Here is a 24945-nt window from a genome sequence, read left to right on the forward strand (position 1 = left end):
TGTCGAGAGCTTACGCCTGCTGCGCTTCTTTGATTAGCGCGGCCAGCCTGTGGAACTGGGTATGAATTTCGCTCTCCTCCATGCTGGCGAAGCCCAGCAATAAGCCTGACTGGCTTTTTTCGCCGGCATAATAACTCGACAGGGCGCGCACCAGGATACCCTGGCGATTGGCGCGCTGCGCCAGCGTGACGTCGTCCACGCCTGCGGGCAGTTGCAAAATCAAATGCAGCCCGGCATTGCTGTTGTACTGGCCTAAAAAACCGCCGCCTAATTCGTTGTTGATTAAATTCACCAGAACCTGCCGGCGACGGCTATACAGCTGACGCATTTTCCGTATGTGCGCCGCGTAATAGCCTTCCCGGATAAAATCGGCCAGCGCTGCCTGCGTCAGCTGATGTCCGCCGCGATAGAGCTCGCTATGCATTCTTTTCAGCGGTGTTTTCAGCTGCTCAGGCAAAACCATATAGCCGAGCCGGAGTGCGGGATAGAGGGTTTTACTGAAGGTGCCTACGTAAATCACCGAGCTGTTGGCCTCCAGACCCTGTAACGCGGGAATAGGCTGGCCGGCAAAGCGAAACTCGCTGTCATAGTCATCTTCCACGATCCAGCTATGGGTTTTACGCGCCTGCGCCAGCAGCTGCTGCCTGCGGCTCAGGCTCATCACCGAACCCAGAGGATACTGGTGAGAGGGCGTAACAAAGATCAGCTCAGGCGGGACGATCCCCTCACCGTCGGGGATCAGCCCCTGTTCGTCCACGGGCATGGTGACGATCTCAACACCGTTCATACGCAGGATATTTTTGATTCCCCAGTAGCCAGGCTCCTCTGTCCAGGCGCGGTCTCCCGGATTGCAGAGCGAGCGCGTCACCAGATCGAGCGCCTGATGAATGCCTTCGGTAATCAGGATCTGATCCGGCGTGCACTGGACGCCGCGCGCCGTGCGCAGGTAATCGGTCAGAGCGGCTTTAAGCACCTCGGAGCCGCCCGTGGTGTCATAGGTTAAAAGCGCCGGGGACAGCTGACGAGCCTGACGGTCGTAGAATTTTTTTAGCACGCGGTGAGGGAAGTTCGCAACGTCGGGCACGCCGGGTAAAAAGGCTCCCCACTGTCTGGGGCTTGCGCTGGCGTGCTCCAGTAACAGCAGGCCGCGCTCCGACAGCAGGGAATAGTCCTCAGCGGGCGCCTCATCCTGACTCACGGCAGGCCGGCACTCTAAATTATCGAGCACGCTGTGCGTGACGACCGTTCCGCTGCCCGCACGAGAGGAGATATAGCCCTCCGCCTGCAGCTGCTCATACACCCGCAGTACCGTATTGCGCGACAGCTCAAGCTCACTGGCCAGATCGCGAGTCGGCGGCATGCGCGAAGAGGGCGTCAGATTGCCCGAAAGAATGGCGTTGCAAATGGCGATATACAATCGCTTATGCAGCTTTCCTTCCGTGCCGTTAAAAAATGCTTGTCTGATCACATCTCCAGCAAGTGAGTGCATTTGGATCCTGCAAATAAAATGATTTGGCTCTCGAATAAGGTACCAAACGCTGACAGATTGTCCCCAAGAGTTCAAATAAATTGTGAAGGGAAGGGGCTTACTATGAGTAATAACAATCTTCAGCAGCGCCGTCTGAATGCCACGCCGCGCGGCGTGGGCGTAATGTGTAACTTCTACGCCAGCTCGGCGGAAAACAGTACGCTGACGGATGTCGAGGGAAATCAGTATATCGATTTTGCCGCAGGCATCGCCGTACTCAACACGGGGCATCGTCATCCTCGCCTGGTGGAGGCGATGGAGCAACAGCTTAAGGCCTTTACCCATACCGCCTATCAGATCGTGCCTTACGAGAGCTACATTTCGCTGGCGGAGAAAATCAACGCCGCCGCGCCGATCCAGGGCGAGCTAAAAACCGCTTTTTTCTCAACCGGCGCCGAAGCGGTGGAGAATGCGATTAAAATCGCGCGCGCCCATACCAAACGCCCTGGGGTCATCGCCTTCGGCGGCGGCTTCCACGGGCGCACCTATATGACGATGGCGCTGACGGGCAAAGTGGCGCCTTACAAAATCGGTTTCGGGCCTTTCCCGGGTTCGGTTTTTCATGTGCCTTATCCTGCCGAACTGCATAAGGTGACCACCGCTGATGCGGTCAACGCCATCGAGCGCCTGTTTAAATGCGATATTGAGCCGACCCAGGTCGCGGCGATTATCTTTGAACCCGTACAGGGCGAGGGCGGATTTAATGTGGCTCCGCCAGAGCTGATTGCCGCTATCCGTGCAATCTGCGACAAGCACGGCATCGTTATGATCGCGGACGAGGTACAGAGCGGCTTCGCCCGCACCGGCAAGCTGTTTGCCATGGATCACTATCAGCACCAGCCCGACCTGATGACCATGGCGAAAAGCCTGGCGGGCGGTATGCCGCTCTCTGGCGTCGTGGGCAAAGCAGAGATTATGGACGCGCCGGCGCCGGGCGGTCTGGGCGGCACCTATGCGGGCAATCCCATGGCGGTGGCTTCCGCGCACGCCGTGCTGGATATCATTGAGGATGAAAAGCTTTGTCAGCGCGCCGACGCGCTGGGCGAGCGCCTGCGCGTGGTATTAAGGGATTGTCAGGCCTGGTGCGCCGAGCTGGCGGAAGTACGCGGTCTGGGATCGATGATCGCGGCGGAATTCTGCGACGCGCAGACCGGCGAGCCGTCTGCCGCCGCGGCGCAAAAAGTTCAAAAGCTGGCGCTTGAGCAGGGACTGCTGCTGCTGACCTGCGGCCAGTATGGCAACGTGATCCGCTTCCTCTATCCGTTGACCATTCCAGACGCCCAGTTCGAAGCGGCGCTGAGAATTATCGAATCCGTGACGAAACAGTAGGAGAGCGAAGCGATGAAACTGAATAATCCGGCTCTTCTGATCGAGAAAAACCTGGTGGATGGCCAGTGGGTCAGCGCCGATTCGGGCGCGACGCTGGCCGTAACAGACGCCGCGACAGGCGAGACCATTGCCAGCGTGCCGCTGATGGGGCGTGCTGAAACAGAGCGTGCCATCGAGGGCGCGCAAAAGGCGCAGCGCGAGTGGAAACGTCGCACCGCGGGCGAACGCGCTAAGGTGTTGCACCGCTGGGTTGCCCTGATCGAGGAAAAGCGTGAGGATATCGCCCGCCTGATGAGCTCAGAGGGAGGGAAACCGCTGGCCGAAGCGCGGGGCGAGGTCGGCTACGCGGCGTCGTTCCTGACGTGGTTCGCGGAAGAAGCCCGTCGGGTGGACGGCGCGATATTGCAGCCGGTCAACGCTTCGCAGCGCTATGTCGTGACCAAACAGCCTGTCGGCGTCTGCGCGGCGATCACGCCATGGAATTTTCCGGCGGCGATGATCACGCGCAAAGTGGCGCCCGCGCTGGCGTCCGGCTGCGCCATTATCGTCAAGCCCGCGGAGCAGACGCCGCTGACGGCGCTGGCGCTGGCAAAGCTGGGCGAAGAGGCTGGCCTGCCCGCCGGCGTGTTGCAGGTGCTCACCGGCGACCCGCGGGCGATAGGCGGCGAACTTTGTCAGAATCCCACGGTTCGCAAACTGAGCTTTACCGGATCGACCGAAACCGGGCGCATCCTGATGGCGCAGTGCGCGCCGGGCATTAAAAAGCTCTCCCTTGAGCTTGGCGGCAACGCGCCGGTAATCGTCTTCGACGACGCTGACATTGAGCAGGCTGTGAGCGGCATTATGGCCTCGAAGTTCCGCAACAGCGGCCAGACCTGCATCTGCGCTAACCGGATATATGTGCAGCGCGGCATTTACGCCGCGCTGTCGGATGCGCTGGTGAACGCGGTCCAGTCACTTAAAGTCGGCAATGGTCTGGATGAAACCAGCCAGCAGGGACCGCTGATTGATGAGAAGGCGGTCAGCAAAGTCGAATCGCATATCAGCGATGCGCTGGAGCAAGGCGCAACGCTGCTGACGGGCGGAAAACGCCATCCGCTGGGCGGCAATTTCTTTATGCCGACGGTGATCGGCGACGTCACGCAGTCGATGCGTTTTGCGCGCGAAGAGACCTTTGGTCCGGTGGCGCCGCTTTTCCAGTTCAGCAGCGATGAAGAAGCGATCGGCTATGCCAACGATACGGAATTTGGTCTGGCCGCCTATATCTTTACGCGCGATGCCCGCCGTCAGTGGCTGGTTCCCGAGGCGCTGGAATATGGCATGGTGGGCGTCAATACCGGCCTGATATCCAATGAGGTCGCGCCTTTCGGCGGCATTAAGCAGTCCGGATTAGGGCGCGAAGGGTCGCGCTTCGGCATGGATGAATACCTCGAAATTAAATATGTTTGCGTCGCTCTGTAAACCTGATGCCGTAGTACTTTGCTCTTAAGAGCCACGACGATAGCGCTTATCGTCGTTTTTTTTCCTCTCGTTTTTGCCCCGCCGCGCGGGGCAACTTTCCTCTTAAGCGGTTTCATGCCGCCGCTCAAATCACTTGTAAATGTTTAACAAAACTGTGACATGCGCAATATACATATAACTTAATATGTTTTATAAATTAGTCTCTATCGCCTGCGATTATGCCATTAAAGAGAACGACATATGGAACAGACACCTGAAAAAAATCTTTATAATAATCAGCCCGAAAGCAAAGAACAGTTCAAGCGATCTATTGGACTCATCTCTAACTTTGCCCTCGGCTTTACCTACCTTTCGCCTCTGACGGCTGTTTATTCGCTGTTTGCGCTTGCCGTTACCCTGGCCGGGCCGCCCGCCGTCTGGTGGATCCTGATTGTCGCATGCGGACAGCTGCTGGTGGCGCTGGTGTTTGGCGAAGTGGCTTCTCAGTATCCGATTACCGGCGGTTTATATCCCTGGGCGAGACGCCTGTGGGGCAAGAAGTTTGCGTGGATCGCCGCCTGGATCTATCTGTGGGCGCTGGTGGTCACCATTACCTCCATTGCTGAATACACCTCAACCTTCGTCGCCTCGCTGTTTCATTTTGCCCAGACGCCGCTTAATCTGCTGATGACCTCGGTGGTGCTGCTGCTGATGATGATGGGCGTGAATATGTCGGGTACCAAAAACCTGGCGCGCGTGGCGAAGATCGGTTTCTGGTGTGAAATCGTCAGCGTGATCGCGCTGGGCATCTATCTGCTGATCTTCCATCGCTCTCAGCCGTTCTCCGTTCTCTTCGACTCGATGGGCGTGATCGCTAAAGATGGCAGCTACACGACGGCGTTCATGTCCGCCGCGCTGATGGGCCTGTTTATGTTTTTTGGTTTCGAAGCCTGCGGCAACGTGGCGGAAGAGGTGAAAAATCCAGGCAAAAAGATCCCCCTGGCGATGATCCTGAGCATCGTTTTCGGCGCCATTTCAGCGGTGATTTCGGTCATGGGCTATCTGCTCTCTTCGCCCGATCTGGTTAATATCGTCACCGGTAAAATCGCCGATCCCATCCCGGCTATTCTTAACGAGGCGCTGGGAAGCACGGGCGCCACGGTGTTTATCGTGGTCGCAATCATCGCGATGCTCTCCTGCATTCTCTCGCTTCAGGCCGCGCTAAGCCGTCTGATCTTCTCTTTCTCACGCGACAGGATGTTGCCCGGCAGCGAATGGATGGCGAAAATTTCCAAAAACAGCGTGCCGGATAACGCCATGCTGGTCAGCTGCATCCTGCCCGTCATCATCTGCGTTTGGGTCTACTTCCAGCCGGATAACCTTTCTCGCATCACCGCGTTCGCCGTGATCGGTATTTACATCTCTTTCCAGCTGGTGGTGCTGGCCGCGCTACGCCAGCGTCTGAAAGGCTGGAAACCGGCAGGCGAGTGGACGCTCGGCTCCTGGGGTTTCATCGTCAATCTCTTCGCGCTGATCTATGGCCTGTGCGGAATTTGGCTCCTCGCACAGCCTGCCGACGGCAATAGCTTCCTGGATCGCTGGACGGTGCTGGTGGGCCTGGCGGTGGTACTGATCGCCGGCCTGCTTTATATGATGATTGCCAAACCGTTTGGGCGTTCCAGCGCGCCGGAAAACGACGCCATTGAGCACGCCACCAGGCTCCGGGCAAAAGAGGGCTTCTAAAAAATTTACGCTCGCTGTCGACACTGTCTTTAAGTGCATCATCCTGAGCCGTAGCTTTCACGCTACGGCTTTTTTTTGCGTCCTGACAGAGAAGGCATGGCGCTCAGGCTGCTTTCGCCTGAACGCTGACGGGCAGGGCTACAGTTGGTAGAGAAGCACGTAGCTGTTTTGGTAGACCGGTTTCCGCTCGTCCGCCTTGAAGAGTTCGCCGATGCGCAACCGTGGATTAGTTGAAAAAATGATCCTGCCGTCAAGGTTGGTCAGGAGCAATTTTTCCTTGCCGCAGAGTGGCAGCAGCTCTTCTTCAACGCGGCTGACGAGAATATCGAGCGCGGCGACGCCCAGCACCTGGCCTTGAATAAGCACGGGCACGGCGGCGGTCAGCGTCAGCGAGGTATTGCAGATATAGTCGACGTAGGGGCCGTGGATATAGGCTTTGCCTTCCGAGACGGGGGTTTTAAACCATTCAAAGGTGCGGAAATCGAGTCGCTGCTGCGTCGCCTGGTCAAGATCGAGACTCACCTGCTTTAAGCCATTATCTTTTTTATACCACCACTCCAGCAGCCAGTACTCCCGCACCGTGCCGGCGCTTTCAATGTGGCTCGCGAAGCCCGTTCCCGAGCAGTAGTGGTGATGGTTAAGCGTTTTTTTGATGTAAGACTGGATCGCCGCTTTAACGCCCGGCTCCAGCAACATTTCAGGGCGGCTTTCCTGATGAACGTTAAGAGATTGCCTGATCTCGTCTGCTAATAAACCAGTACTTTCGACAGTGGAGTTAATGATGTCGTCAATTTTACGGGTTAGCGCGCTAAGGTGCTCTGAGTGATTCATTTTCTACACTGCCTATACGGTGATTATTCAGAGTGATAATTCATTTTCTTTTCTAATAAATAGTCGGTGAACGTATCGATAAGCTGTGTGGCGGCCTGAACGGCAGGCTGCTCTGCATGCGCGGCGAGCGCATCCGTCAGCCCGGCGTAAAGCGCGATGACTTCGCGATGAATGTCATCGGAGCGGTAAAGCGCGGCGACCAGTGAAGCCCATTCCGCCTGCAACTGCAGCTCCTGGTTGGCCAGTCGGGCAGATTGCGAACTCGCCGCGATCGCCAGCAGGCAGCGCATATCCGCCTGCGTTCGCTGCTCGGGCGTTTCAGCGTTCGTTAGCACCTCGGTAAATTCCAGAAGACGATTCAAATCCGCGTGAGTCATCCTCCTCGAAGCGAGCCTCGCGCTGTGACTGATGATCGCGCAATGCATCTCTCCCAGGTCCGCCAGGTAATCCGTACTGATGCTGCGAAAGGGGTGAAGATTCTTGCCCGATTCGGGCACGGTTTCGCAGACGAAGCTGCCGCCGTTGCGGCCGCGCACCGTATGTATCAGCGCGTTGGCGCGCAAGGTATTCAAGGCTTCGCGGATGGTAATATGGGAGACGCCCATCATCCTGGCGAGATCCGACTCATTTGGCAGCTGTTCATGCGGTTCAAGCAGGCCGGTGACGATGGCGTTGGTCAGGCGCTGAACGATTTGATCGGAACGGCTGGCCTGGCCGATAGGAGCGAATATAACCGCGTGAGTAATCATAATCTTCTCTGAAAGTCCCTTATACAGGCCGCCATACTTAGCATAAACATACCTGTCACGAAAGAAGTAAATAACGTCAATAGTTTGTTAAAAGATGCCGAAAGTTAGCAGGCCATCCTGCTGCCGTTGTTAGCCAATGCCGCCGGGTACATAGCGCCTTTACCTGCATAGTGTTAACCAGCGTGCAGGAGCGGCTGAGCGGATTGTAATCAATTTGTTAGAAATGCGATGCGCTTCATATTGTAGGGACACGAGCATTGAAACAACGCCTTATAATATATTACATAATATCTTTTATGTATTAACGTAAGCGGAGAAGGCGATGCAAACCCTACAGCACTTTATCAATGGGCAGTATGTATCAAGTCAGGGAAGCGATTTTTTCGATCTGGTCAGTCCGGTTGATGGTGAAATTTATGCGCAGTCGCCCAATGGCGGCAAGGCGGAAGTCGATCTCGCTTACGCGGCGGCTGAGAAAGCGTTTTCAGTCTGGAAAAAGTCGACGCCGGCAGAGCGACAAAAAGCGCTGCTCCGTTTAGCGGATGAAATCGAAAAAAACGTCACCCGCCTGGCAGAATGGCAAAGTAAAGAAACGGGGCAGCTCAAACATTTTATTGAGAAAGAGGAGATCGCGGCGTCATGCGACGCTATCCGCTTTTTTGCGGGCGCCGCTCGCTGCCTGGAAGGCAAGGCGGCCGGCGAGTACGCTGCCGGCTTCACGTCGGTGATCCGTCGCGAGCCGCTTGGCATCGTTGGACAGGTAGCGCCCTGGAACTACCCCTTTATGATGGCCGTGTGGAAAATCGCCCCGGCGCTGGCCGCCGGCAATACGGTGGTCCTGAAGCCAAGCGATACGACGCCCGTCAGCACTTTGCTGCTTGCTGAACTGGCCGCGCCCCTGTTTCCCGCCGGCGCGTTTAACGTCGTGCTGGGTAAAGCGGAGACGGGTTCGCTGGTGGTGTCAAATCCTGTGGCGTCGCTGGTCTCGATTACCGGATCGGTGCGGGCCGGACTGCAGGTTGCCGCCTCCGCCGCCGCAAACCTGACCAAAGCACATCTTGAGCTAGGCGGCAAAGCGCCGGTTATCGTCTTTGCGGATGCCGATATGGATAAGGCGGTTGAGACGATTACCACGGCCGGTTTTTTCAATGCCGGTCAGGATTGCACCGCTGCAACGCGCATCCTTGTTGAGGAGTCAGCCTATGACGATTTTCTTGCAAAGCTGGTTGCCCGGACGCGCAACATTACCTTCGGCACGCCCGACGATCGCGATGCCCTCTATGGCGCGTTAAACAGCCGTAACCAGCTGGAACAGGTAAGCGGCTTTATCGCGCGCCTGCCTGCGCATGCCAAAATCGAAACCGGGGGCCGCGCCGGAAAAGGACCGGGCTTCTACTTCGAACCCACCATCATCTCTGGCCTTCACCAGCATGACGAAGCCATCCAGCATGAAGTTTTTGGTCCCGTGATGACCATCCAGCGCTTCTCTGACGAAGCGGACGCCTTGAACAAAGCCAACGATGTGGAATATGGACTGGCGGCCAGCGTCTGGACCCGGCACCACGGCCGCGCGCAGCGTTTCAGCATCGAACTCGATTTTGGCACGGTGTGGATCAATAACCATATCCCGCTGTGTGCGGAAATGCCGCACGGCGGCTTTAAGAAATCGGGTTATGGTAAAGATCTCTCTTCTTACTCACTTGATGAGTACACCCGCGTAAAACACATCATGTGCGACATCAACGACTAAAGGAAGCAAGATGAAATCGATTCGAATCGCTGCGCTCTCTCTGGCGCTTATCTCATGCGGCGTGATGGCAAAAGCGTCGCCTGAGTCCGTGATAAACAGTTATATGGCCGCATGGAATGCCCACAGCGCGTCACAGGCTGCGCAGTATCTGGCGAAAGATGTTGTCTATTACGACGCGGCAACTGGCTCGCCGGTCAAGGGGCAGCAGAGTGCGGAAAAAGAGGTGATCGGCGCGTTTATCCGGGCGGTGCCCGACCTGCAGTGGAAGATGACCAGCAAGCCCGTCTTCAACCAGGACACCATCGCTTTTCAGTGGGAATTTAGCGGAAAGAACTCCGGTGAATGGGCGGGCGCGCCAGCCACCAACAACGATATCAAGTTTGAAGGCGTCAGTTTTATCAAGGTTGTCGACGGTAAGATTGCTTATCAGGGCGACTATTATGATTCGAAAAAGCTAGAGGCTGAACTGGAAGCGAAGAAGCCGTAACGCAGGCGCCTGTTCTTCTCCACCAGCAGGCGTGGAGAAGAACAGGACGGTAGACCGGAAGCTCAGCGGCTGTATAGCGGGCGAACATAGTGCGTTCGTGCGCCGCTTGCACTACCTCCACTTTTTATTAGTCAATTCTTTTTTGCCCTTCATTAATAGCCGAAAATCCGGCCAGGCAGTTGTATTCCTTTCTGTTCAGCGTAGCGAGCTATCTGTTAAATCCGTTCAGGCGGAATCGGTATTGGAAAAAAAATTACGCAGCTTGGTATTCTGCTTCAGCACACGCAGGGCGGCTAAGAGCGGCCGTCAGGTTCACGATCAGAGAAAATTGCCATTCGGCATATTTAATGCACTCGGTCGGGAAATAAATCATCGAGGCATAAAGTCTTAGCGCTGAGCGCCGATAAATAAGTGAATTTTAATGATAGGGATATTAGATGCGTAAAATTGCCTGCACCATTGGCCTCCTTCTGGGCATGACAGGAGCAACATTACCTGTTTACGCCAAAACCTTGACGCAAAGTCTGACGCAATGCGACACCACTTTTTTCAGTGAGATCTATCGTCAGCGATCTGCTCTTAGCCGCGTAGCGCCTTTAACCGTCGAGCGTCATTACGCCTGGTTCAAAGCGCCGGCTAACGGTAACGGCACCGTCTGGTTTGCCCAGCCTCTCCATGAATTAAATCTGACGGTGATGGGGTATTTTCTACAAACCAGCAACCTCGATGAAATTAATTACGGTAAGTACTATTACTGGGGACTGGTTTTCAAGGAGTCGCCCGAAGAGGTTAAGTCCCGGCTTGATCGCTTAAGCTGGAGCAAATCTGATGAGGGTTACTTATCGCAGGCGATGATTAAAGCCACGCCAGAAAGTGCCTGGGAAATAAACAGGCAGGCGGTGTCGGGCATCGCGCCGGCCAAAGAAAGCACTGAAAAGCTGTTAATGCTCGATAAGGGCAAGGACGGGACATTATTGCTCTGTTCGATTCAGGGAAATGTCACAGCCGATATGCTTACGACATTACGCCCGGATTTAACCCATGGGGCGGCAAAATGAGAAAGCTAATATGGCTGGCATCAGTGATGCTGCTGACGGGCTGCGCCACGACCGGTAAACCACAACCGCGAACGCCTGCCAAAGCACCGGCTGGGTTAATAAAAATTCTGGAAGATGACCGGGTGACTTCCTATATCGATTTCCGGGTGATTTCAACTTACCAGGGTAACAGCCGCCTGCGTCGGTTCTATTTCATCAATAACTACGCAGAGCGGACGCTGATTATTAAAGAGCCGCCTGTCTACGTTTCCAGTTCCCGGGCCATTGACGTGATCAACTGCGACACAAATCAGCGTGCCGTTATGGGACGAACGCTGTTTTCCGAACCGTTCGCGGAAGGGGATCTTATCCATGCGGAACTGGAAATAGGGCAATGGGAAACCTATTCGAAAGAGTCTCTGCTGGGGATCGTCGCTGAAAGCATGTGTCTTATTCCCGTAGAGAAACTCAAGCCAGAGCCGCCAAAAGAGACGCGCAAGCCGCTGCTGGATTAATCAGCGTTAGCAGATAGCCTGATTTGATAGCGGGCTATCTGCCATTGGCTAAGCGTGCGGCGTTCTGTCCGAAAACCCATCTCACGGCCAGCCGAAGTTCAAATAGATTATGCGGCGCTCACGCCAACGCCTCATCGGCACGCTGCGCGTCATAACCCGCCTGCGCCTGCTCAATGGCCGCGCCATATTCCCTGGCCCAGCCCACCAGCGCTACAAAAGGCGCCTGCAAGGTCCGGCCCAGCGGAGTGATGGCATACTCCACCGCCACGGGTGATGATGCGATTACGCGGCGGCTGACCAGACCGTTGCGCTCAAGTCGGCGCAGCGCTTCTGTCAGGGCCTTGTGCGTAATCGGATCAAGCCTGCGCTTGATAGCGTTAAAGCGCGCCGGTTCGCTGCACAGCACGGTCAGGATCAATACCGACCACTTGTTCGCCACCTGTTCCAGGATAGGGCGCGTGCTGTTGATCTCTGCCAGCAGAGCCGGGATATCGGTCGCCATATAGTTTCCCTCTGTATATCTGGTATAGATTAAGTGCGTAATTGACACTAAATATACGAAATATATTATCTGGCTTCCACCCTATTTCTGGAGCAGCCATGTTGAAACTCGAAGGAAAGACCGCCCTGGTGACCGGCGGCGGCAGCGGTATCGGCCTTGCGGTCGCGCGCCGCTTTGTGCAAGAAGGCGCCCATGTTTTCATTACCGGCCGACGCGAAGCGCAGCTGGCTGAGGCGGTCAGGCTTATCGGCGGCCGCGTCGAGGCGATAGCCGGCGACCTCACCTGTGCCAGCGACCTTGCTCGTCTGTTCGAGACCATCCACGCCACAGCAGGCCGTCTCGACATTTTTGTCAATTCATCAGGCGTCTCCGAGCCTGCAAGCCTGTTCGATACCACTGAGGAGCATTTCGATCGCGCCTTCAACCTGAACGTGCGCGCCATGGTGTTTGCGGTGCAGCATGCGGTCCAGCATATGGGCGAGGGCGGCGCTATCGTGCTGGTCGGTTCTATTGCCGGCAGCATCGCTAATCCGGGCTACGGCGCCTATTCCGCCAGCAAGGCTGCGGTACGCTCCTATGCCCGCACCTGGAGCACGGAGCTGGCGCCGCGTGGCATCAGGGTCAACACGCTGAGCCCGGGACCTACCGACACGCCGATGTTCGACCGGGCCAGCGACGACGTCAGGCAGACGCTGACCGCGCGGATACCGGCCGGGCGTCTGGGGAATGCCGATGAGGTGGCGTCCGCGGCCTTATACCTGGCCTCGGACGACAGCGCTTACGTCAGCGGCGCAGAACTGGTTATTGATGGCGGGATGACGGCGTGAAGGGCATCCCTTGCGCACTGTCGCGCTGAGTAAAGGTCACACATAGAGGGCACAGGCCGCATCAGGGCATATTGCGCTGATGCGGAAGCGTGTCAGGCAGACCAGGGCGTAGCTTAAAGCTGATATGGCGCAGGCAGGCGCGAGAAAACGAAAGCAGAGAGAGAAATGGCACTATTTACACATTTACAAATTTAAATGTGTAAATATAATGCCCTCTCTTTTTTATCTGAGGATGTTTGTTATGTCGTCTCTGTTCGCGCCCCTGCCTTTAGGCGATCTCATGCTGCGCAACCGCATTGCGCTGCCGCCGTTGACCCGCTGCCGCAGCGATCAGCCTGGCAACGTTCCTGGCGAGATGATGGTGGACTATTATCGCCAGCGCGCCAGCGCCGGCTTTATGATTACTGAGGGCACGCAAATTGAACCTCGCGGTCAGGGATATGCCTGGACGCCAGGCATACACAGCGAGGCGCAAATTGCGGGATGGCGAAAAGTGACCGATGCCGTGCATGCAGAGGGCGGGACGATTTTTTGTCAACTCTGGCACGTCGGCCGCGTGTCGCACCATGAACTTCAGCCAGGCAAGCAGCCGCCTGTTGCGCCTTCAGCCGTTGCCGCTACCGGCGTGAGAGTGTTTATCGAAACCGGGCCAGGCGCCGGGATGCTGACGGCGCCCAGCATGCCGCGCGAACTGACGACGGCAGAAGTGAAAGCGCTGGTGACGATGTACCGTACCGCGGCAGAGAATGCCAAAAAAGCGGGCTTCGACGGCGTCGAACTTCATTCGGCTAACGGTTATCTCATCAATCAGTTTATTTCTGAACATACCAACTTCCGCAGCGACGAATATGGCGGCTCACTCGATAACCGCCTGCGTTTCCTGCGCGAAGTCACCGAAGCGGTCAGCGGCGTATTCGGTAGCCACCGCGTCGGAGTACGCTTCGCGCCGCTTTTCTCAAGCACAGATGAAGAACGCGTCTATCTGGGGCTGGTTGAAAGCGATCCGCATGCCACCTACATCCGCGCCGCGCAGCTCCTGAACGAGCTTGAAGTCGGCTATTTATCCATCGCCGAAGCCGACTGGGATAATAGCCCAGAGATGCCGGAGTCGTTCCGCATTGCGCTGCGGGAAACCTTCCGCTCGCCCATTATGTATTCCGGCCGCTACACCCGAGAAAAAGCGGAACGCATGCTGGAAAAGGGCTGGGGCGATCTCTTCGGCTTTGGACGCACCTTTATTGCGAACCCGGACTTACCGGCGCGTTTTAAGGCGGGCCATCCCCTGAATAAGGTCGACGCAGCCTCACTGTATGGCGGGAGCCGGAAAGGATATACTGACTATCCTTTTTATTCCGCCTGACGTTCGGAGACGGCATGTCACCAGAAAATGCCATTAAATTACTGGCCAACCCGACGCGGGTTGCGGTGCTGAAATGGCTTAAAAACCCTGACGAAGCCTTTGCTGATTACACTCAGCTCTATCCCTTCGAGCAGTACGGCGTATGTGCCAGTCTCATTCAGGACAAGGCGGGCCTGTCGCAGCCCGCCACCTCGCTGTGCCTTAAAGCGCTGCATGATGCGGGCCTGCTTGAGGCCAGCAAGGTCGGTAAATGGACCTACTATCGGCGGCGTGAACAGGCCGTGCGCGAGATGAACCAGATGGTTATTCAGTCTCTGCAGGAGCTGTAAAGCGGTCATATGCAGGCGGCTGCGCTGAGCAGCCGCTTCGTGCGCGTCAGCCTATGCCTTTATCCCCGCATCTTCAGAACGCTCTGTCGGGCCTGCTGGGGTATCCAGCGCGGGATCCGTCAGCGTCGCCCTCATGCGAGGGAGGCTATGCGGATAATTCTGTTGAACGAACTCAATCATTTTCTCCCGCACGTGGCAGCGAAGATCCCAGGCCGTTGGGGAGTTCTGCGCCGTCATCAGGAGTCGGATGGTCATGGTTTTGTCATCGGCATCGGTGACCTGAAGCACTTGGGTCTGTTGATCCCAGAGTCTGGTTTCGCTAAGGACTTTTTCAAAGTGCTTACGCAGCGGCTCCAGCGGCATGGAGTAATCCAGGTAAAGAAAAACGGAACCTAAAATTTGCGCATTGGTCCGCGTCCAGTTCTGAAAGGGATTTTCAGTGAAATAGGTAATGGGCAACACCAGTCTTCGCAGATCCCAGAGACGAACGACCACATAGGTCAGGTTGATCTCTTCAATCCAGCCCCATTCCTTTTCAACCACTACTGCGTCATCTATTTTAATCGGCTGGGTAAAGGCTATCTGGATGCCGGCAAACAGATTGACCAGCGACTTCTGCAGGGCAAAGCCGATGATTATGCCCGCCACCCCGGCCCCGGCGAGGATGGTGGTGCCGAATTTCCGCACCCCAGGAAAGCTGAGCAAAATAAGGGAAAGACAGATGGAAACAAGCAGAACAATCGCGACCTTTTTAACATAGATAATCTGCGTACGGATTTTACGGGCGCGCAGATTGTTGGAAAGGTTAATGTCATAGCGGATAAAAAGCATATCTTGCGCGACATTAATCAGGCGAATTAAAACTGAACATACGGATAATATAATAACGATATTAAGCGTGGTTGTGACAAACGAAAATGATTCCGGGTGAATATCAATATAATTCACGCCGACATTGATCATGAGTAGCGGGATGAAAAGAAACATCGAGCCGCGCAGATGTTTTTCCAGAGATTTGAACAGCTTCCTGTCACGTCCCTGCCAGTAGCGAATGAATCTCAACAGTAAGAATCGGGAGAGAAAGCCCGTGGCTAACGAGCCGATGACGAGCAATACAGCAGGCACCCATGTTGGCATGTCAGATAACTCACCAGATAGTAAAGGCATTATTTTCCCTTATGTTCAGCTGACAACAATGCTGTCAGATAAGTCGCAAAATTCAGTAACCGTTTTCATCTCGGTTATCTGCTGATGACATAATTAACCCCCCCTTAGTTTATGAGAAAGTGAGTGACCTGCCTGGTTTACCCTATGAAAAATCGAAAAGAGTCATTAATCCGATAAGGCTTTAAACTCATTTGTCTGATATTTAATGAGATTTTTTTGCGTCCAGGCTGGGCTGTTCTAATTCTGCTACCTTTATAAGTACGCTTGTACATATGGGAGGTAGCATGCACCAGCAGATCATTAGCTCACTAAAAAAGCATCTGGGGGAGAAGATACTGTCTGGTCGTGAGGCGGGAGCATCACTCCAGACCGGCCTCTGGAACGGCTTCGATGAGGTCAACGCTCCTGTTTCCGTACGTTGCGCTCATCTCTCCGACCTGCAAAACGCTATCCGCATCGCCGCTGAGCACGATCTGCCTGTTTCCGTATTGGGTGGCGGTCACGACTGGAACAGACGATCTGTTTGCGCGCAGGGCATCACGCTCGATCTTCGCGCGATGCGGCAAGTTTCAGTTAACCGGGAACGCCTGACGCTTACTGCCGACGGCGGCGCGCGGGTAAAAAATGCTATCGACATGCTGCCTGATGGCTACGGAGTGGTCACCGGCGTGCACACTGAGGTTGGGATTGCCGGGCTGGCGCTGGGCGGAGGCTATGGAAAGCTCAATTCCCGCTTCGGACTGGTGACCGATAATCTTAAAAAGGCAGAGGTGGTGCTGGGGGATGGCTCTCTGGTTACCGCCAGCGCTACAGAGAATGCGGATTTATTCTGGTCACTCAGGGGCGCGGGCAAAAACTTCGGGGTTGTGGCATCGGCAGAGTTTGCCATTCACCCTCTCTCGCCGGTGCTGAGCGCGACGCTGTTTATCGAACCGGAATATGCACAGCAGGGGTGGCAAAGCCTGCAGGCAATACTGGATGAGGCAGGCGACAGGCTGAGCGTGTTTTCCACTTTCTCCGCTCTGCCAGGCAGAGGAACGGGACTTGTTCTTGAACCCCTGTGGACGGGAGAGGAAGCCAAAGGCGAGCTGTGGCTACGTCAGTTAGCGTCGCTGAGGGGCGCCAGCGTGATCAATAAGGGCTGGACTAAATACCGGGACACCTACGACAGCGCCTCCGATCAATCTTCCTGGCCCAAAGGGCGAGGCTATCGGATGGATGCCTTCAACCTTAGCCGTCTGGATCGGGAAACCGTCGAGGCGGTTTTAGCTTGCTGCCAGCGTATGCCCTCCGCACAAAACTGCATTATGCTGCACGATTTCCGCGGCGCGGCCGCGTGCGTTGCCCCAGAAGAAACGGCCTTTTCCCACCGCCGCAATCATTTCAATATGCAGGTAGTGGCAAGCTGGCAAACGCCTGCGGAAAAAATAGAGGGAGAGGAGTGGATGGCGGAGATTCAGCGTATCATCGAGCCGGTCAGCGATGGCAGCGCTTACCCGGCCGTGGTGGGAGCGACAGGCCAGCAGCGCGCCAGGGCGTTTTATGCGGGATCGCTGAACAAACTGCATGAGATGAAAAAAAGGTTTGATCCAGAAAACCGATTTAACGCCCCGTACGGGCTATTTTAAAAGATATTTTATTAATCTCAGGCAGCGTTAATACGCCGCTCAAGAGCGGCGTATTAACGTTCAGCCGGCGGTCAGCTCATGACTCTCCGACAGCAGATCGTGAATCTCTTTCGGCGATAGCGGGCCGGAGAGAACAACGCTTATCCAGTGCTCTTTATTCATATGGTAAGCCGGCAGGATACCCTCTTTCTGCCTCAGGGACCCGATATGCTCAGGCCGGATCTTGACCTCCAGCACGTCAATTTCTTCGTCGCTTGCAAGCCCCAGTTTGCTGCCGGGCACGTTCATCACGATGCCGAACCATTTTTTCCGTCGTGATGCCGGAGCACAGCATAGCCAGGCAGATTACTCCATAAATATTCCGGTTCCGCCTGGTAGTGCTCGCGGGCATATTTGAATAGCGTCTCTCGTTTCATCGTATCTCCCGGGTTAACTGGTTAATAGTTATCAATGCGGCGGTGAGTCTTGAACGGATATGCGCCGGAGCAGGGCGATGATCTCCTCTCGCGGCAGGCCGCCGTCAGGATTGAGAAAGTTCTGCAGCAGAACGCCCTCTATGCACACGTCAAACGCCCGTGCCGTTGCAGGGGAAAAGAACCGTTCAAGGCAGCGTCTGGTTGAGTCTGACCAGGCGTTCAGTATCTGGCGATAGGCCGGTTCGCGGGTAGCCAGCGAGTAAAATTCATAAAGCGCCGCCATATTTCGGCGGTTCACCCAGCCTTTGTCGGTCATGAGGGAGGCGAATGCGCTGATCGCCTCTTCAGGCGTGCTGGCTGGTTCAAGTTTGGCTTTGACAAAATCCGCGGCGCCCTGGGCAAAGCGACTGAATACAAGGAACAGCAGTTCATCCATGCTGTTAAAATGGTAGGTCATCGATCCTAGCGGCACGCCAGCATGCGCGGCAATACGGCGATGGGTTATCCCCGCAACGCCGCACTCGGCAATCAGCTCAAAAGCCTTATCGAGGATCTTTTCCTTGCGGTGCGGATCGTAGCGACGAAGCCTTTTTGCGCTTTCCTGATTCTCTTCAGCCATGGTCGCCCCTTATAAGTACATGTGTACATAGAGTAGCGAACCGGCCAGATAACGCAATATTGCCGCAGGCTGAGGCTGGCACCCCAGCCTGCAAAAACTCTGTTATTAGTGAATAAAGGTTTTTTTAACGCGTACCGAATAGTGAAAGTAAGGTATCCAGATACAGGCGTGAAGGATATGCCTGAAAATCGGCATTATCTGCTCATAACCCAGCGAAACTTCCGGGAAAAGATATTTAGTACAGGCCAGGTCAAGCAGCATGATCGCCACGCCAACGGCGAGCAAGAGCATATAAGCTCGGGGTAATGCTCTCTTTTTACGTACGAAGAGAGAAGCCGTGTAAATAATATAAAGCAGCGCGAAAAAGTTAACGCCAGAGGCGATAAAAAAATAGCTCGATTGCGCGATCGGCGCGCGGCCTGCCGTATAGAGAGCGGCTTTTAAAGTAATCTGCAGCGAAGAGAAATAGCTGTAGCCTAAAACAAACAGGTTTAACAGTGGCAGATATAAGAAGCCGCCAATTTTGCGAAACTGCTTCTCCTCACATTCAGCGCAATATTCCTGATATTGAGAGATTTCGTTATCGCACTTTATACATGTCCATTTGAAAGGGGCGTCGGTCATTATTCATCCTTGTTGTTATTCCGTTCTTACGGTCACCGATCGTAGCAGAGCGGATAAAAGTCGTGTAGATCGCTATCGGCCAACCGAGGGGCATTCTTTAGCGTTTTTTATGCCCATTCTGGACGTCAGAGCGTTAGCACACTTCCACAGCGCTCGTTCTCTCACGACGCATTCCGCCAAACGTCTTGCGATAGGATGAGAGCGAGATCCCGACCGACTTACGAAATGCGGCGCGGAAGCTCTCCATCGATCCAAATCCACAGCGCGTCATGATTTGCTCGTTAGCGAGCTGGTTACTTTCCAGCAGCTCGCGCGCCAGATTCATTCTCGCCTGCAGCAGCCAGGCTTTGGGCGTGGTACCCAACGCTTCTCTGAATCGTCTCAGGAAGGTCCGCTCTGACATCAGCGCCTGCTGCGCCATCTCGCCGACCGACAAAGGGCAGTGCAAATGCTGCAGCACCCAGTCCAGCACCGGCGTAATCTCATCGCGAGGCTTCTGCGCGACAGGAGAGGGGATAAACTGGATTTGCCCGCCGGCGCGTTGCGGCGCCATCACCAAACGTCTTGCTACGATATTGGCGATATGGGTGCCGTAATCCCGGCTAATCAAATGCAAACAGGCATCAATGCCCGCCGCGCTGCCCGCTGACGTGATGATTTGCCCGCTGTCGACATACAGCACGTTCGGATCCACCGTAACGTCAGGATAGCGCGCTGCCAGTTCGTCGGTGTAGCGCCAGTGGGTGGTGGCACGCTTGCCGTTCAACAGGCCAGCCGCAGCGATAACAAAGACGCCCGAACAGATAGACAACAGGCGCGCCCCGCGCTGATAAGCCTCGCATAAGGCGTCCAGTAACGCCTGCGGCGGCCTTTCATCGCGATTACGCCAGCCGGGAATAATAATGGTTTGCGCTTCGCTGAGCGACGCAATGCCGAAACTCGATACGATCTGAATCCCTTCTGCAACCTGCATCGGCGAGGCGTCGACCGAGACGATGCGGTGACGATACCAGGGGAAATCGAATTCAGGTCGAGGCAGGCCAAATATCTCTACCGCAATGCCAAACTCAAAGGTACAGAGTCCGTCATAGGCCAGAACGGCCACTAAACCTGCTTGATTCATCATTGGCGGAAAACTACCGGTTATTGTCAGAACCGCCACTTTAACAGTCTGATAGTGCTTCATACAATCAACACACATTCAGACAGGAGAGAGAAATGATGACCAGTTTAATCAGCGAAATCGCGCCAGCCACCCCTGCGGAATCTTTGCAGCATTTTAGCCGTCGCTTAGCTTTTGAGACCGACTGCTCCGATGTTCACCACAGCCAGAAAACAGGCGATATCGACTATGTGCTGGTCGATGTCAGAAGCAACGAAGCCTTTTTAAAAGCGCACGTGCCGGGCGCGATCAATATCCCAACGCGCGCCATCACTGAAAAGCGCATGGCCGAATATCCGCGCGATACGCTGTTTGTCGTCTATTGCGCCGGTCCACACTGCAACGGCGTCCATCGCGCCGCCGTGCGTCTGGCAAGCCTGGGATTCTTTGTTAAAGAGATGATTGGCGGCATGACCGGCTGGGTTGACGAAGGGCTTGCGCTGCAGCAGGAAAACGGCACTGCTCCCGTTGATGGCTTCTCCTGCGAATGCTGAATCGGGACGCCTTTTCTGTTTCCCAACCGGAAAGGGCGGTCGCTTACCCCGCAAAAATGTTGTGGGGTAGCTCAAGCTTTCCGCTAAAGGTATTATAAAGGTATTGTCATTGGTGTTAGGTTGCCTCTACCAACACCGGGGAGTCCTTTCCAATGAAAACAACAATACCAAAACTGGCTTTTATGATGTTCCTTGAGTGGTTCATATGGGGGGCATGGTTCGTGCCGCTGTGGGCCTTTCTCAGCAAAAACGGCTTTTCACCGGTTGAGATCGCCTGGTGCTACGCCTGTACCTCTATCGCCGCCATTCTGTCGCCGATCCTGGTGGGATCGCTGGCGGATCGCTTTTTCCAGGCGCAAAAGGTCCTGTCGCTGCTGACCATTGTCGGCGCGCTACTGATGTTTTTCGCCGCTCAGCAAACCCACTTCAGCGGCTTCTTTCCGCTGCTGTTGCTCTATGCGCTCACTTACATGCCGACTATCGCCCTGACCAACAGCATCGCTTTTTCCCACGTTGGGGATGTCGAACGCGACTATCCGCGCATCCGCGTGATGGGCACTATCGGCTGGATCGCCTCCGGCATCGCCTGCGGTTTTCTGCCGCCGCTGTTCGGCTTCGGCGATATCTCCGCCAGCAATGTTCCACTGCTGATCACCGCCGCCAGCTCGCTGCTGCTCGGCCTGTTCGCGCTGACGCTGCCCGCCACTGAACCGAAAAGCACGGCGAAATTTAGCCTGCGCGTCGCGCTGGGGCTAGATGCGTTGCACCTGCTGAAAGATCGCAGCTTTCTGGTGTTTTTTGTCTGCTCCTTTCTGTTCAGCATGCCGCTGGCGTTTTACTACATCTTTGCCGAAGGTTACCTGACCGAAGTCGGTCTGCCGCACGCCACGGGCTGGATGACGCTTGGCCAGGTGTCGGAGATTTTCTTCCTGCTGGCGCTGCCCTTTTTTATCAAACGTTTCGGCATCGGCAAGGTTCTCCTGCTGGGCCTGACGACGGCGGCGCTGCGCTACCTGTTCTTTATCTTCGGCAGCGATCAGAACCTCCTGACCTTCGGCCTGCTGTTTATGGGCATTTTGCTGCACGGCGTCAGCTATGACTTCTACTTCATCACCGCCTATATCTATGTCGATAAAAAAGCGCCGGTAGCAATGCGTAACGCGGCGCAGGGGCTGATTACGCTGGCATGCCAGGGAGTCGGCAGCCTGCTGGGCTACCGACTCGGCGGTTATCTGATGCAGGAGATGTTCGCCTATGACCAGCCGCGCAACGGCCAGACCTTTAACTGGGCAGGCATGTGGCTGTTCGGCAGCGTGATGATCGTCATCATCACCGTCGCCTTTATCGTACTGTTCCGCGACGGCAAAAAGCGCAGCGACGAATTAACCACTTTCGACCACTCAGCCACCGCTGACAGCCATAAATAAGAGATGTAAACATGACGATAACACACCAGGAAAAACGGATTTTAGGCGCGTTTTACGGCCAGGCGCTGGGCGATGCGATGGGCATGCCGTCGGAGCTGTGGCCGCGCAGCCGCGTTAAGCAGCACTTTGGCTGGATCGATCGCTTTCTGCCGGGGCCTGCCGAGAACAGCGCCGCCTGTTATTTCGGCCGTGCGGCGTTCACTGACGATACCTCGATGGCGCTGGCGCTGGCGGATGCGATTATCAGCCATGACGGCGAAATCAATGCCGAAACCATCGGCGCCAATATTCTACGCTGGGCTGAAGCCTTCGACGCCTTTAATAAGAACGTCCTTGGGCCGACCTCCAAAATCGCGCTGAACGCGCTGAAAAACGGCACGCCGGTGGCGCAGCTGGAGAATAACGGCATGACTAACGGCGCCGCCATGCGCGTCTCGCCGCTGGGCTGCCTGCTGCCCGCGCGCCATCTCAGCGCTTTTATTGACGCCGTCGCACTGGCGTCGAGCCCGACGCATAAGTCGGATGTGGCGATTGCCGGCGCCACGGCCATCGCCTGGGCGGTTTCGCGCGCCATCGACGGCGGCGACTGGGCAACGATTCGTGACGAACTGCCGGCCATCGCCCGCGCGGCGCAGGAGAAACGCATCACCACCTTTAGCGCGTCGATGGCGGCGCGTATTGAGCTGGCGCTGCAGGTTGTCTCCCAGAGCCGAGGCGTGGAATCCGCTATGCAGCAGATCTACGATGTGGTGGGCACCGGCACCAGCACCATAGAATCCGTGCCCGCGGCCATCGCCATGGTCGAGCTGGCGCAAACCAACCCGAACCGCTGCGCGATCCTGTGCGCCAACCTGGGCGGCGATACCGACACCATCGGCGCGATGGCGGTGGCAATTTGCGGCGCGCTGCACGGCATAGACGCGATTGACGAGACGCTGAAAGCCGAGCTGGACGCCGCCAATGCGCTGGATTTCACCCACTACAGTCGCGCTTTTCTGCGCTTCCGCCAGCAGCGCGAGGCCGCCTATGCTGACGCCTGACGATCTGGCGCGGCTGGAGGGTCAGCTGCCGGTGTGCGTCATCGGCGCGGCGGTGGTCGATGTGATTGCCGATGCCTACACGCTGCCGCATCGCGGCAGCGATATTGAACTGCATCAGCAGGGCGTCAACGTTGGCGGCTGCGCCCTCAACGTGGCGATTGCGCTGCATCGCCTCGGTATTCCGGCAATCAACGCGCTGCCGCTTGGCAATGGTATCTGGGCCAGTATCGTGCGGCAAAAACTCGCTGACTACGGCATTCACAGCGTGCTGGAAAGCGCCAAAGGGGATAACGGCTGGTGCCTGGCGCTGGTGGAGCCGGACGGCGAACGCACCTTTTTATCGGTGAGCGGCGTAGAGAACCTGTGGGATGCGGCGCAGCTGAGCACGCTGCCGCAGCCTGAGCACCGCTGGATTTATCTTTCCGGCTATCAGCTCACCAGCAAAAGCGGTGAGGTGCTGATCGACTGGCTGGAGCGGCAGGCGCAGCCCTTCCAGCTGCTGATCGATTTTGGCCCGCGGCTGGCGGATATCGGCGATGCGCATTTTGACCGCATTATGGCGCTGCGGCCGCTGATTACCGTCAACCGACAGGAGGCTGAACTGTTATGGCGCGAGCGTTTGTCTCTCTCGGCGCCTTTCGACGCGCAGCAGCTGATGGCGCGCTGGCGGCAGCGTTTTAGCGGCGCGATGGTGGTGCGGCTGGATAGCGAAGGCGCGGGCTTTATCGACGACGCCGGTACGGGCTGGATCCCGGCGCTGGCGACCCAGGTCGTCGATAAGATCGGCGCAGGCGACAGCCACGCTGGCGGGCTGTTAGCGGGGCTCGCGTCCGGCTGGCCGCTGGGGGAGAGCGTGGCGCTGGGCAATGCGGTCGCCTCGTACGTAGTCTCACAGCGCGGCGGCGACTGCGCGCCGGATCGCACGGCGCTGCGCGCTTACTGGCAGCAGCGCCTTACTCCGCGATAAACACGTACATATCGCTGCGGCAATAGCTGATGCTGTACTCCAGCGGATTGCCCTGCGCGTCGAGCGTCAGCTGCTTAATCACCAGCACGGGCACGGTGGCGGGCAGGGCGATTTGCTGTTGCAGCGCCTCGTCCGGCATACGAGCGCTCACTCTGCTCTGCGACTTCACCGGCAAAATCTGCTGCTGGTAAAAGTAGTCGTAGAGCGAAATGCCAATCTTATCGGGGTCGGCGATATAGCGCGCCGGCACCCACGACTCTTCGACGGAAACCGCCTGCTGATCGACATAGCGAATACGCTTCAGCAGATAAACGTCGCTGCCGGTGCTCAGTCCCAGTTTTTCCGCGATGTCCGCGCTGCAAGAGATCTTACTTTTATTGATCCAGACGGTATCGGGCTTTTTGCCGCGCAATACCGCCTGCTGCGACAGGCCCTTAGGCTCTTTTAAGGAGTATTCAAGCTGGCTGCAAATTTGCGTGCCGTATCCGCGCGAGCGAAACACCACGCCCTCTTTTTCCAGCTCATCCATCGCCTTACGCACGGTGATACGCGAAATATTCAGCGACTGGCTGAATTCCCGTTCGCCCGGCAGGATCTCTTCATGCACCAGGGTGCCGTCGCGCACCGCCTCTTTGATCGTGCTGGCGAAGCGTTTGTACAGCGGCGTGCGGCTCTCTTGCGCCAGCGTGGCGGTAAGCCGCGAAAATAGCGCATCGTGATCGGTCATAACAGGCTGGGCACTCATTTCAGTAAGCGGCGGATGGGCTATGATACTGAATTTTCGGCGGCGGCGAAGCGCCATCATCGGTAGAAGAGATTTTTGTCTGGCTTGAACCGGCCCGCTCGAAAAGCGGCCGGGCTTATAACCTGTAACAATCAGACTACACAGGGGCGCACGATGCCAGTTTGCCGTATGAAAGAGACGTCGAGAAGAGGCTTCAGTCGGCTGACTGGCAGCAGACTCACCAGTTAAA

Annotated in this window: 24 protein-coding genes and 1 pseudogene; 15 read left to right on the forward strand and 10 right to left on the reverse strand. The window is 56.2% G+C overall.

Translation table 11 applies throughout. The annotated features are described in order from the left end of the window. Positions 1 to 10 precede the first annotated feature (10 nt). The gene (locus tag B3229_RS02865) at positions 11 to 1489 is read right to left on the reverse strand and encodes a PLP-dependent aminotransferase family protein (protein ID WP_286868404.1); all 1479 of its coding nucleotides are present in this window, start codon (positions 1487 to 1489) and stop codon (positions 11 to 13) included. 102 nt (positions 1490 to 1591) lie between these two features. Here B3229_RS02865 and puuE point away from each other — a divergent pair, with 102 nt between their 5' ends. The 3 genes from puuE (at position 1592) to B3229_RS02880 (ending at position 6040) form a co-directional block, all read left to right on the forward strand. Then, positions 1592 to 2857, forward strand: coding sequence for a 4-aminobutyrate transaminase (gene puuE, locus B3229_RS02870; protein WP_286868407.1), 1266 nt, complete (start codon positions 1592 to 1594; stop codon positions 2855 to 2857). A gap of 12 nt (positions 2858 to 2869) precedes the next feature. Beyond that, complete coding sequence (locus B3229_RS02875; protein ID WP_286868410.1) at positions 2870 to 4318, forward strand: NAD-dependent succinate-semialdehyde dehydrogenase; 1449 nt, start codon at positions 2870 to 2872, stop codon at positions 4316 to 4318. Positions 4319 to 4558: 240 nt separating this feature from the next. After that, positions 4559 to 6040: an APC family permease gene (locus tag B3229_RS02880; RefSeq protein ID WP_286868413.1), complete on the forward strand. Its 1482-nt coding sequence runs from the start codon at positions 4559 to 4561 to the stop codon at positions 6038 to 6040. A 138-nt stretch (positions 6041 to 6178) separates the two neighbouring features. On the opposite strand, the gene B3229_RS02885 is transcribed toward B3229_RS02880, so the two are convergent. Continuing rightward, positions 6179 to 6871, reverse strand: coding sequence for a cache domain-containing protein (locus B3229_RS02885; RefSeq protein ID WP_286868416.1), 693 nt, complete (start codon positions 6869 to 6871; stop codon positions 6179 to 6181). A 23-nt stretch (positions 6872 to 6894) separates the two neighbouring features. Further along, positions 6895 to 7620: a FadR/GntR family transcriptional regulator gene (locus B3229_RS02890; protein ID WP_033748378.1), complete on the reverse strand. Its 726-nt coding sequence runs from the start codon at positions 7618 to 7620 to the stop codon at positions 6895 to 6897. A 322-nt stretch (positions 7621 to 7942) separates the two neighbouring features. Between B3229_RS02890 and B3229_RS02895 the strand changes: the two genes are divergently transcribed. From B3229_RS02895 to B3229_RS02910, 4 genes are all read left to right on the forward strand, one after another. Next, complete coding sequence (locus tag B3229_RS02895; protein WP_286868419.1) at positions 7943 to 9370, forward strand: gamma-aminobutyraldehyde dehydrogenase; 1428 nt, start codon at positions 7943 to 7945, stop codon at positions 9368 to 9370. Between the two features lie 10 nt (positions 9371 to 9380). Beyond that, on the forward strand, positions 9381 to 9857 hold the full coding sequence (locus B3229_RS02900; RefSeq protein WP_053092205.1) for an ester cyclase: 477 nt from the start codon (positions 9381 to 9383) through the stop codon (positions 9855 to 9857). A 437-nt stretch (positions 9858 to 10294) separates the two neighbouring features. Continuing rightward, positions 10295 to 10915 (forward strand): hypothetical protein, encoded by a 621-nt coding sequence (locus B3229_RS02905; RefSeq protein WP_286868423.1) that lies wholly within the window; start codon positions 10295 to 10297, stop codon positions 10913 to 10915. Beyond that, positions 10912 to 11409, forward strand: coding sequence for a surface-adhesin E family protein (locus B3229_RS02910; protein WP_286868425.1), 498 nt, complete (start codon positions 10912 to 10914; stop codon positions 11407 to 11409). The genes B3229_RS02905 and B3229_RS02910 overlap by 4 nt, the downstream gene beginning before the upstream one ends. A gap of 118 nt (positions 11410 to 11527) precedes the next feature. Here B3229_RS02910 and B3229_RS02915 read toward each other — a convergent pair whose 3' ends face one another. Next, positions 11528 to 11911 (reverse strand): winged helix-turn-helix transcriptional regulator, encoded by a 384-nt coding sequence (locus B3229_RS02915; protein ID WP_286868426.1) that lies wholly within the window; start codon positions 11909 to 11911, stop codon positions 11528 to 11530. Positions 11912 to 12009: 98 nt separating this feature from the next. Between B3229_RS02915 and B3229_RS02920 the strand changes: the two genes are divergently transcribed. The 3 genes from B3229_RS02920 to B3229_RS02930 all read left to right on the forward strand — a co-directional run bounded on the left by B3229_RS02920 (position 12010) and on the right by B3229_RS02930 (position 14427). Beyond that, positions 12010 to 12738: an SDR family NAD(P)-dependent oxidoreductase gene (locus tag B3229_RS02920; protein ID WP_048785470.1), complete on the forward strand. Its 729-nt coding sequence runs from the start codon at positions 12010 to 12012 to the stop codon at positions 12736 to 12738. A gap of 241 nt (positions 12739 to 12979) precedes the next feature. After that, positions 12980 to 14098 carry an alkene reductase gene (locus B3229_RS02925; protein WP_277268405.1) on the forward strand — a complete coding sequence of 373 codons (1119 nt, stop codon included), beginning with the start codon at positions 12980 to 12982 and terminating at the stop codon, positions 14096 to 14098. Between the two features lie 14 nt (positions 14099 to 14112). Next, positions 14113 to 14427, forward strand: coding sequence for an ArsR/SmtB family transcription factor (locus tag B3229_RS02930; protein WP_048781417.1), 315 nt, complete (start codon positions 14113 to 14115; stop codon positions 14425 to 14427). A 51-nt stretch (positions 14428 to 14478) separates the two neighbouring features. Here B3229_RS02930 and B3229_RS02935 read toward each other — a convergent pair whose 3' ends face one another. Continuing rightward, on the reverse strand, positions 14479 to 15594 hold the full coding sequence (locus B3229_RS02935; RefSeq protein ID WP_048781418.1) for a mechanosensitive ion channel family protein: 1116 nt from the start codon (positions 15592 to 15594) through the stop codon (positions 14479 to 14481). 284 nt (positions 15595 to 15878) lie between these two features. Here B3229_RS02935 and B3229_RS02940 point away from each other — a divergent pair, with 284 nt between their 5' ends. Further along, positions 15879 to 17222 carry an FAD-binding oxidoreductase gene (locus B3229_RS02940; RefSeq protein WP_286868435.1) on the forward strand — a complete coding sequence of 448 codons (1344 nt, stop codon included), beginning with the start codon at positions 15879 to 15881 and terminating at the stop codon, positions 17220 to 17222. A 60-nt stretch (positions 17223 to 17282) separates the two neighbouring features. Here the strand turns inward: B3229_RS02940 and B3229_RS02945 are convergent. The 4 genes and pseudogenes from B3229_RS02945 to ftrA all read right to left on the reverse strand — a co-directional run bounded on the left by B3229_RS02945 (position 17283) and on the right by ftrA (position 20007). Then, positions 17283 to 17638, reverse strand: a pseudogene (locus tag B3229_RS02945) (MmcQ/YjbR family DNA-binding protein). Positions 17639 to 17669: 31 nt separating this feature from the next. Continuing rightward, a complete protein-coding gene (locus tag B3229_RS02950) occupies positions 17670 to 18257 on the reverse strand; it encodes a TetR/AcrR family transcriptional regulator (RefSeq protein WP_286868437.1) in 588 nt (195 codons plus the stop codon). Positions 18258 to 18362: 105 nt separating this feature from the next. Next, positions 18363 to 18881 (reverse strand): DUF2569 domain-containing protein, encoded by a 519-nt coding sequence (locus B3229_RS02955; RefSeq protein ID WP_286868438.1) that lies wholly within the window; start codon positions 18879 to 18881, stop codon positions 18363 to 18365. A gap of 133 nt (positions 18882 to 19014) precedes the next feature. Then, positions 19015 to 20007, reverse strand: coding sequence for a transcriptional regulator FtrA (gene ftrA / locus B3229_RS02960; protein ID WP_286868439.1), 993 nt, complete (start codon positions 20005 to 20007; stop codon positions 19015 to 19017). A gap of 95 nt (positions 20008 to 20102) precedes the next feature. On the opposite strand from ftrA, the gene B3229_RS02965 reads away from it, so the two are divergent. The 4 genes from B3229_RS02965 (at position 20103) to B3229_RS02980 (ending at position 23971) form a co-directional block, all read left to right on the forward strand. Further along, positions 20103 to 20537 carry a rhodanese-like domain-containing protein gene (locus B3229_RS02965; RefSeq protein ID WP_277268418.1) on the forward strand — a complete coding sequence of 145 codons (435 nt, stop codon included), beginning with the start codon at positions 20103 to 20105 and terminating at the stop codon, positions 20535 to 20537. A gap of 152 nt (positions 20538 to 20689) precedes the next feature. Beyond that, entirely contained in the window at positions 20690 to 21964 is a 1275-nt protein-coding gene (locus tag B3229_RS02970; protein ID WP_033748399.1) for a nucleoside permease, read from the forward strand. Between the two features lie 11 nt (positions 21965 to 21975). Continuing rightward, complete coding sequence (locus tag B3229_RS02975) at positions 21976 to 23004, forward strand: ADP-ribosylglycohydrolase family protein (protein WP_286868440.1); 1029 nt, start codon at positions 21976 to 21978, stop codon at positions 23002 to 23004. Further along, on the forward strand, positions 22991 to 23971 hold the full coding sequence (locus B3229_RS02980) for a PfkB family carbohydrate kinase (RefSeq protein ID WP_286868443.1): 981 nt from the start codon (positions 22991 to 22993) through the stop codon (positions 23969 to 23971). Before B3229_RS02975 ends, B3229_RS02980 begins: the two co-directional genes overlap by 14 nt. Here B3229_RS02980 and B3229_RS02985 read toward each other — a convergent pair. Next, the gene (locus B3229_RS02985; RefSeq protein ID WP_286868446.1) at positions 23958 to 24698 is read right to left on the reverse strand and encodes a GntR family transcriptional regulator; all 741 of its coding nucleotides are present in this window, start codon (positions 24696 to 24698) and stop codon (positions 23958 to 23960) included. The two genes, B3229_RS02980 and B3229_RS02985, sit on opposite strands and share 14 nt — an antisense overlap. Positions 24699 to 24945 lie beyond the last annotated feature (247 nt).

It is taken from the genome of Pantoea sp. UBA5035, from assembly GCF_002415245.1.
In the GTDB taxonomy this organism is placed as follows: domain Bacteria; phylum Pseudomonadota; class Gammaproteobacteria; order Enterobacterales; family Enterobacteriaceae; genus Pantoea; species Pantoea septica.

What these genes read in the sequence shown, in the direction of transcription:
- B3229_RS02865 (WP_286868404.1), bottom strand. Translation starts at nt 1,489, where the DNA reads ATGCACTCACTTGCTGGAGATGTGATCAGACAAGCATTTTTTAACGGC.
- puuE (WP_286868407.1), top strand. Translation starts at nt 1,592, where the DNA reads ATGAGTAATAACAATCTTCAGCAGCGCCGTCTGAATGCCACGCCGCGC.
- B3229_RS02875 (WP_286868410.1), top strand. Translation starts at nt 2,870, where the DNA reads ATGAAACTGAATAATCCGGCTCTTCTGATCGAGAAAAACCTGGTGGAT.
- B3229_RS02880 (WP_286868413.1), top strand. Translation starts at nt 4,559, where the DNA reads ATGGAACAGACACCTGAAAAAAATCTTTATAATAATCAGCCCGAAAGC.
- B3229_RS02885 (WP_286868416.1), bottom strand. Translation starts at nt 6,871, where the DNA reads ATGAATCACTCAGAGCACCTTAGCGCGCTAACCCGTAAAATTGACGAC.
- B3229_RS02890 (WP_033748378.1), bottom strand. Translation starts at nt 7,620, where the DNA reads ATGATTACTCACGCGGTTATATTCGCTCCTATCGGCCAGGCCAGCCGT.
- B3229_RS02895 (WP_286868419.1), top strand. Translation starts at nt 7,943, where the DNA reads ATGCAAACCCTACAGCACTTTATCAATGGGCAGTATGTATCAAGTCAG.
- B3229_RS02900 (WP_053092205.1), top strand. Translation starts at nt 9,381, where the DNA reads ATGAAATCGATTCGAATCGCTGCGCTCTCTCTGGCGCTTATCTCATGC.
- B3229_RS02905 (WP_286868423.1), top strand. Translation starts at nt 10,295, where the DNA reads ATGCGTAAAATTGCCTGCACCATTGGCCTCCTTCTGGGCATGACAGGA.
- B3229_RS02910 (WP_286868425.1), top strand. Translation starts at nt 10,912, where the DNA reads ATGAGAAAGCTAATATGGCTGGCATCAGTGATGCTGCTGACGGGCTGC.
- B3229_RS02915 (WP_286868426.1), bottom strand. Translation starts at nt 11,911, where the DNA reads ATGGCGACCGATATCCCGGCTCTGCTGGCAGAGATCAACAGCACGCGC.
- B3229_RS02920 (WP_048785470.1), top strand. Translation starts at nt 12,010, where the DNA reads ATGTTGAAACTCGAAGGAAAGACCGCCCTGGTGACCGGCGGCGGCAGC.
- B3229_RS02925 (WP_277268405.1), top strand. Translation starts at nt 12,980, where the DNA reads ATGTCGTCTCTGTTCGCGCCCCTGCCTTTAGGCGATCTCATGCTGCGC.
- B3229_RS02930 (WP_048781417.1), top strand. Translation starts at nt 14,113, where the DNA reads ATGTCACCAGAAAATGCCATTAAATTACTGGCCAACCCGACGCGGGTT.
- B3229_RS02935 (WP_048781418.1), bottom strand. Translation starts at nt 15,594, where the DNA reads ATGCCTTTACTATCTGGTGAGTTATCTGACATGCCAACATGGGTGCCT.
- B3229_RS02940 (WP_286868435.1), top strand. Translation starts at nt 15,879, where the DNA reads ATGCACCAGCAGATCATTAGCTCACTAAAAAAGCATCTGGGGGAGAAG.
- B3229_RS02950 (WP_286868437.1), bottom strand. Translation starts at nt 18,257, where the DNA reads ATGGCTGAAGAGAATCAGGAAAGCGCAAAAAGGCTTCGTCGCTACGAT.
- B3229_RS02955 (WP_286868438.1), bottom strand. Translation starts at nt 18,881, where the DNA reads ATGACCGACGCCCCTTTCAAATGGACATGTATAAAGTGCGATAACGAA.
- ftrA (WP_286868439.1), bottom strand. Translation starts at nt 20,007, where the DNA reads ATGATGAATCAAGCAGGTTTAGTGGCCGTTCTGGCCTATGACGGACTC.
- B3229_RS02965 (WP_277268418.1), top strand. Translation starts at nt 20,103, where the DNA reads ATGACCAGTTTAATCAGCGAAATCGCGCCAGCCACCCCTGCGGAATCT.
- B3229_RS02970 (WP_033748399.1), top strand. Translation starts at nt 20,690, where the DNA reads ATGAAAACAACAATACCAAAACTGGCTTTTATGATGTTCCTTGAGTGG.
- B3229_RS02975 (WP_286868440.1), top strand. Translation starts at nt 21,976, where the DNA reads ATGACGATAACACACCAGGAAAAACGGATTTTAGGCGCGTTTTACGGC.
- B3229_RS02980 (WP_286868443.1), top strand. Translation starts at nt 22,991, where the DNA reads ATGCTGACGCCTGACGATCTGGCGCGGCTGGAGGGTCAGCTGCCGGTG.
- B3229_RS02985 (WP_286868446.1), bottom strand. Translation starts at nt 24,698, where the DNA reads ATGACCGATCACGATGCGCTATTTTCGCGGCTTACCGCCACGCTGGCG.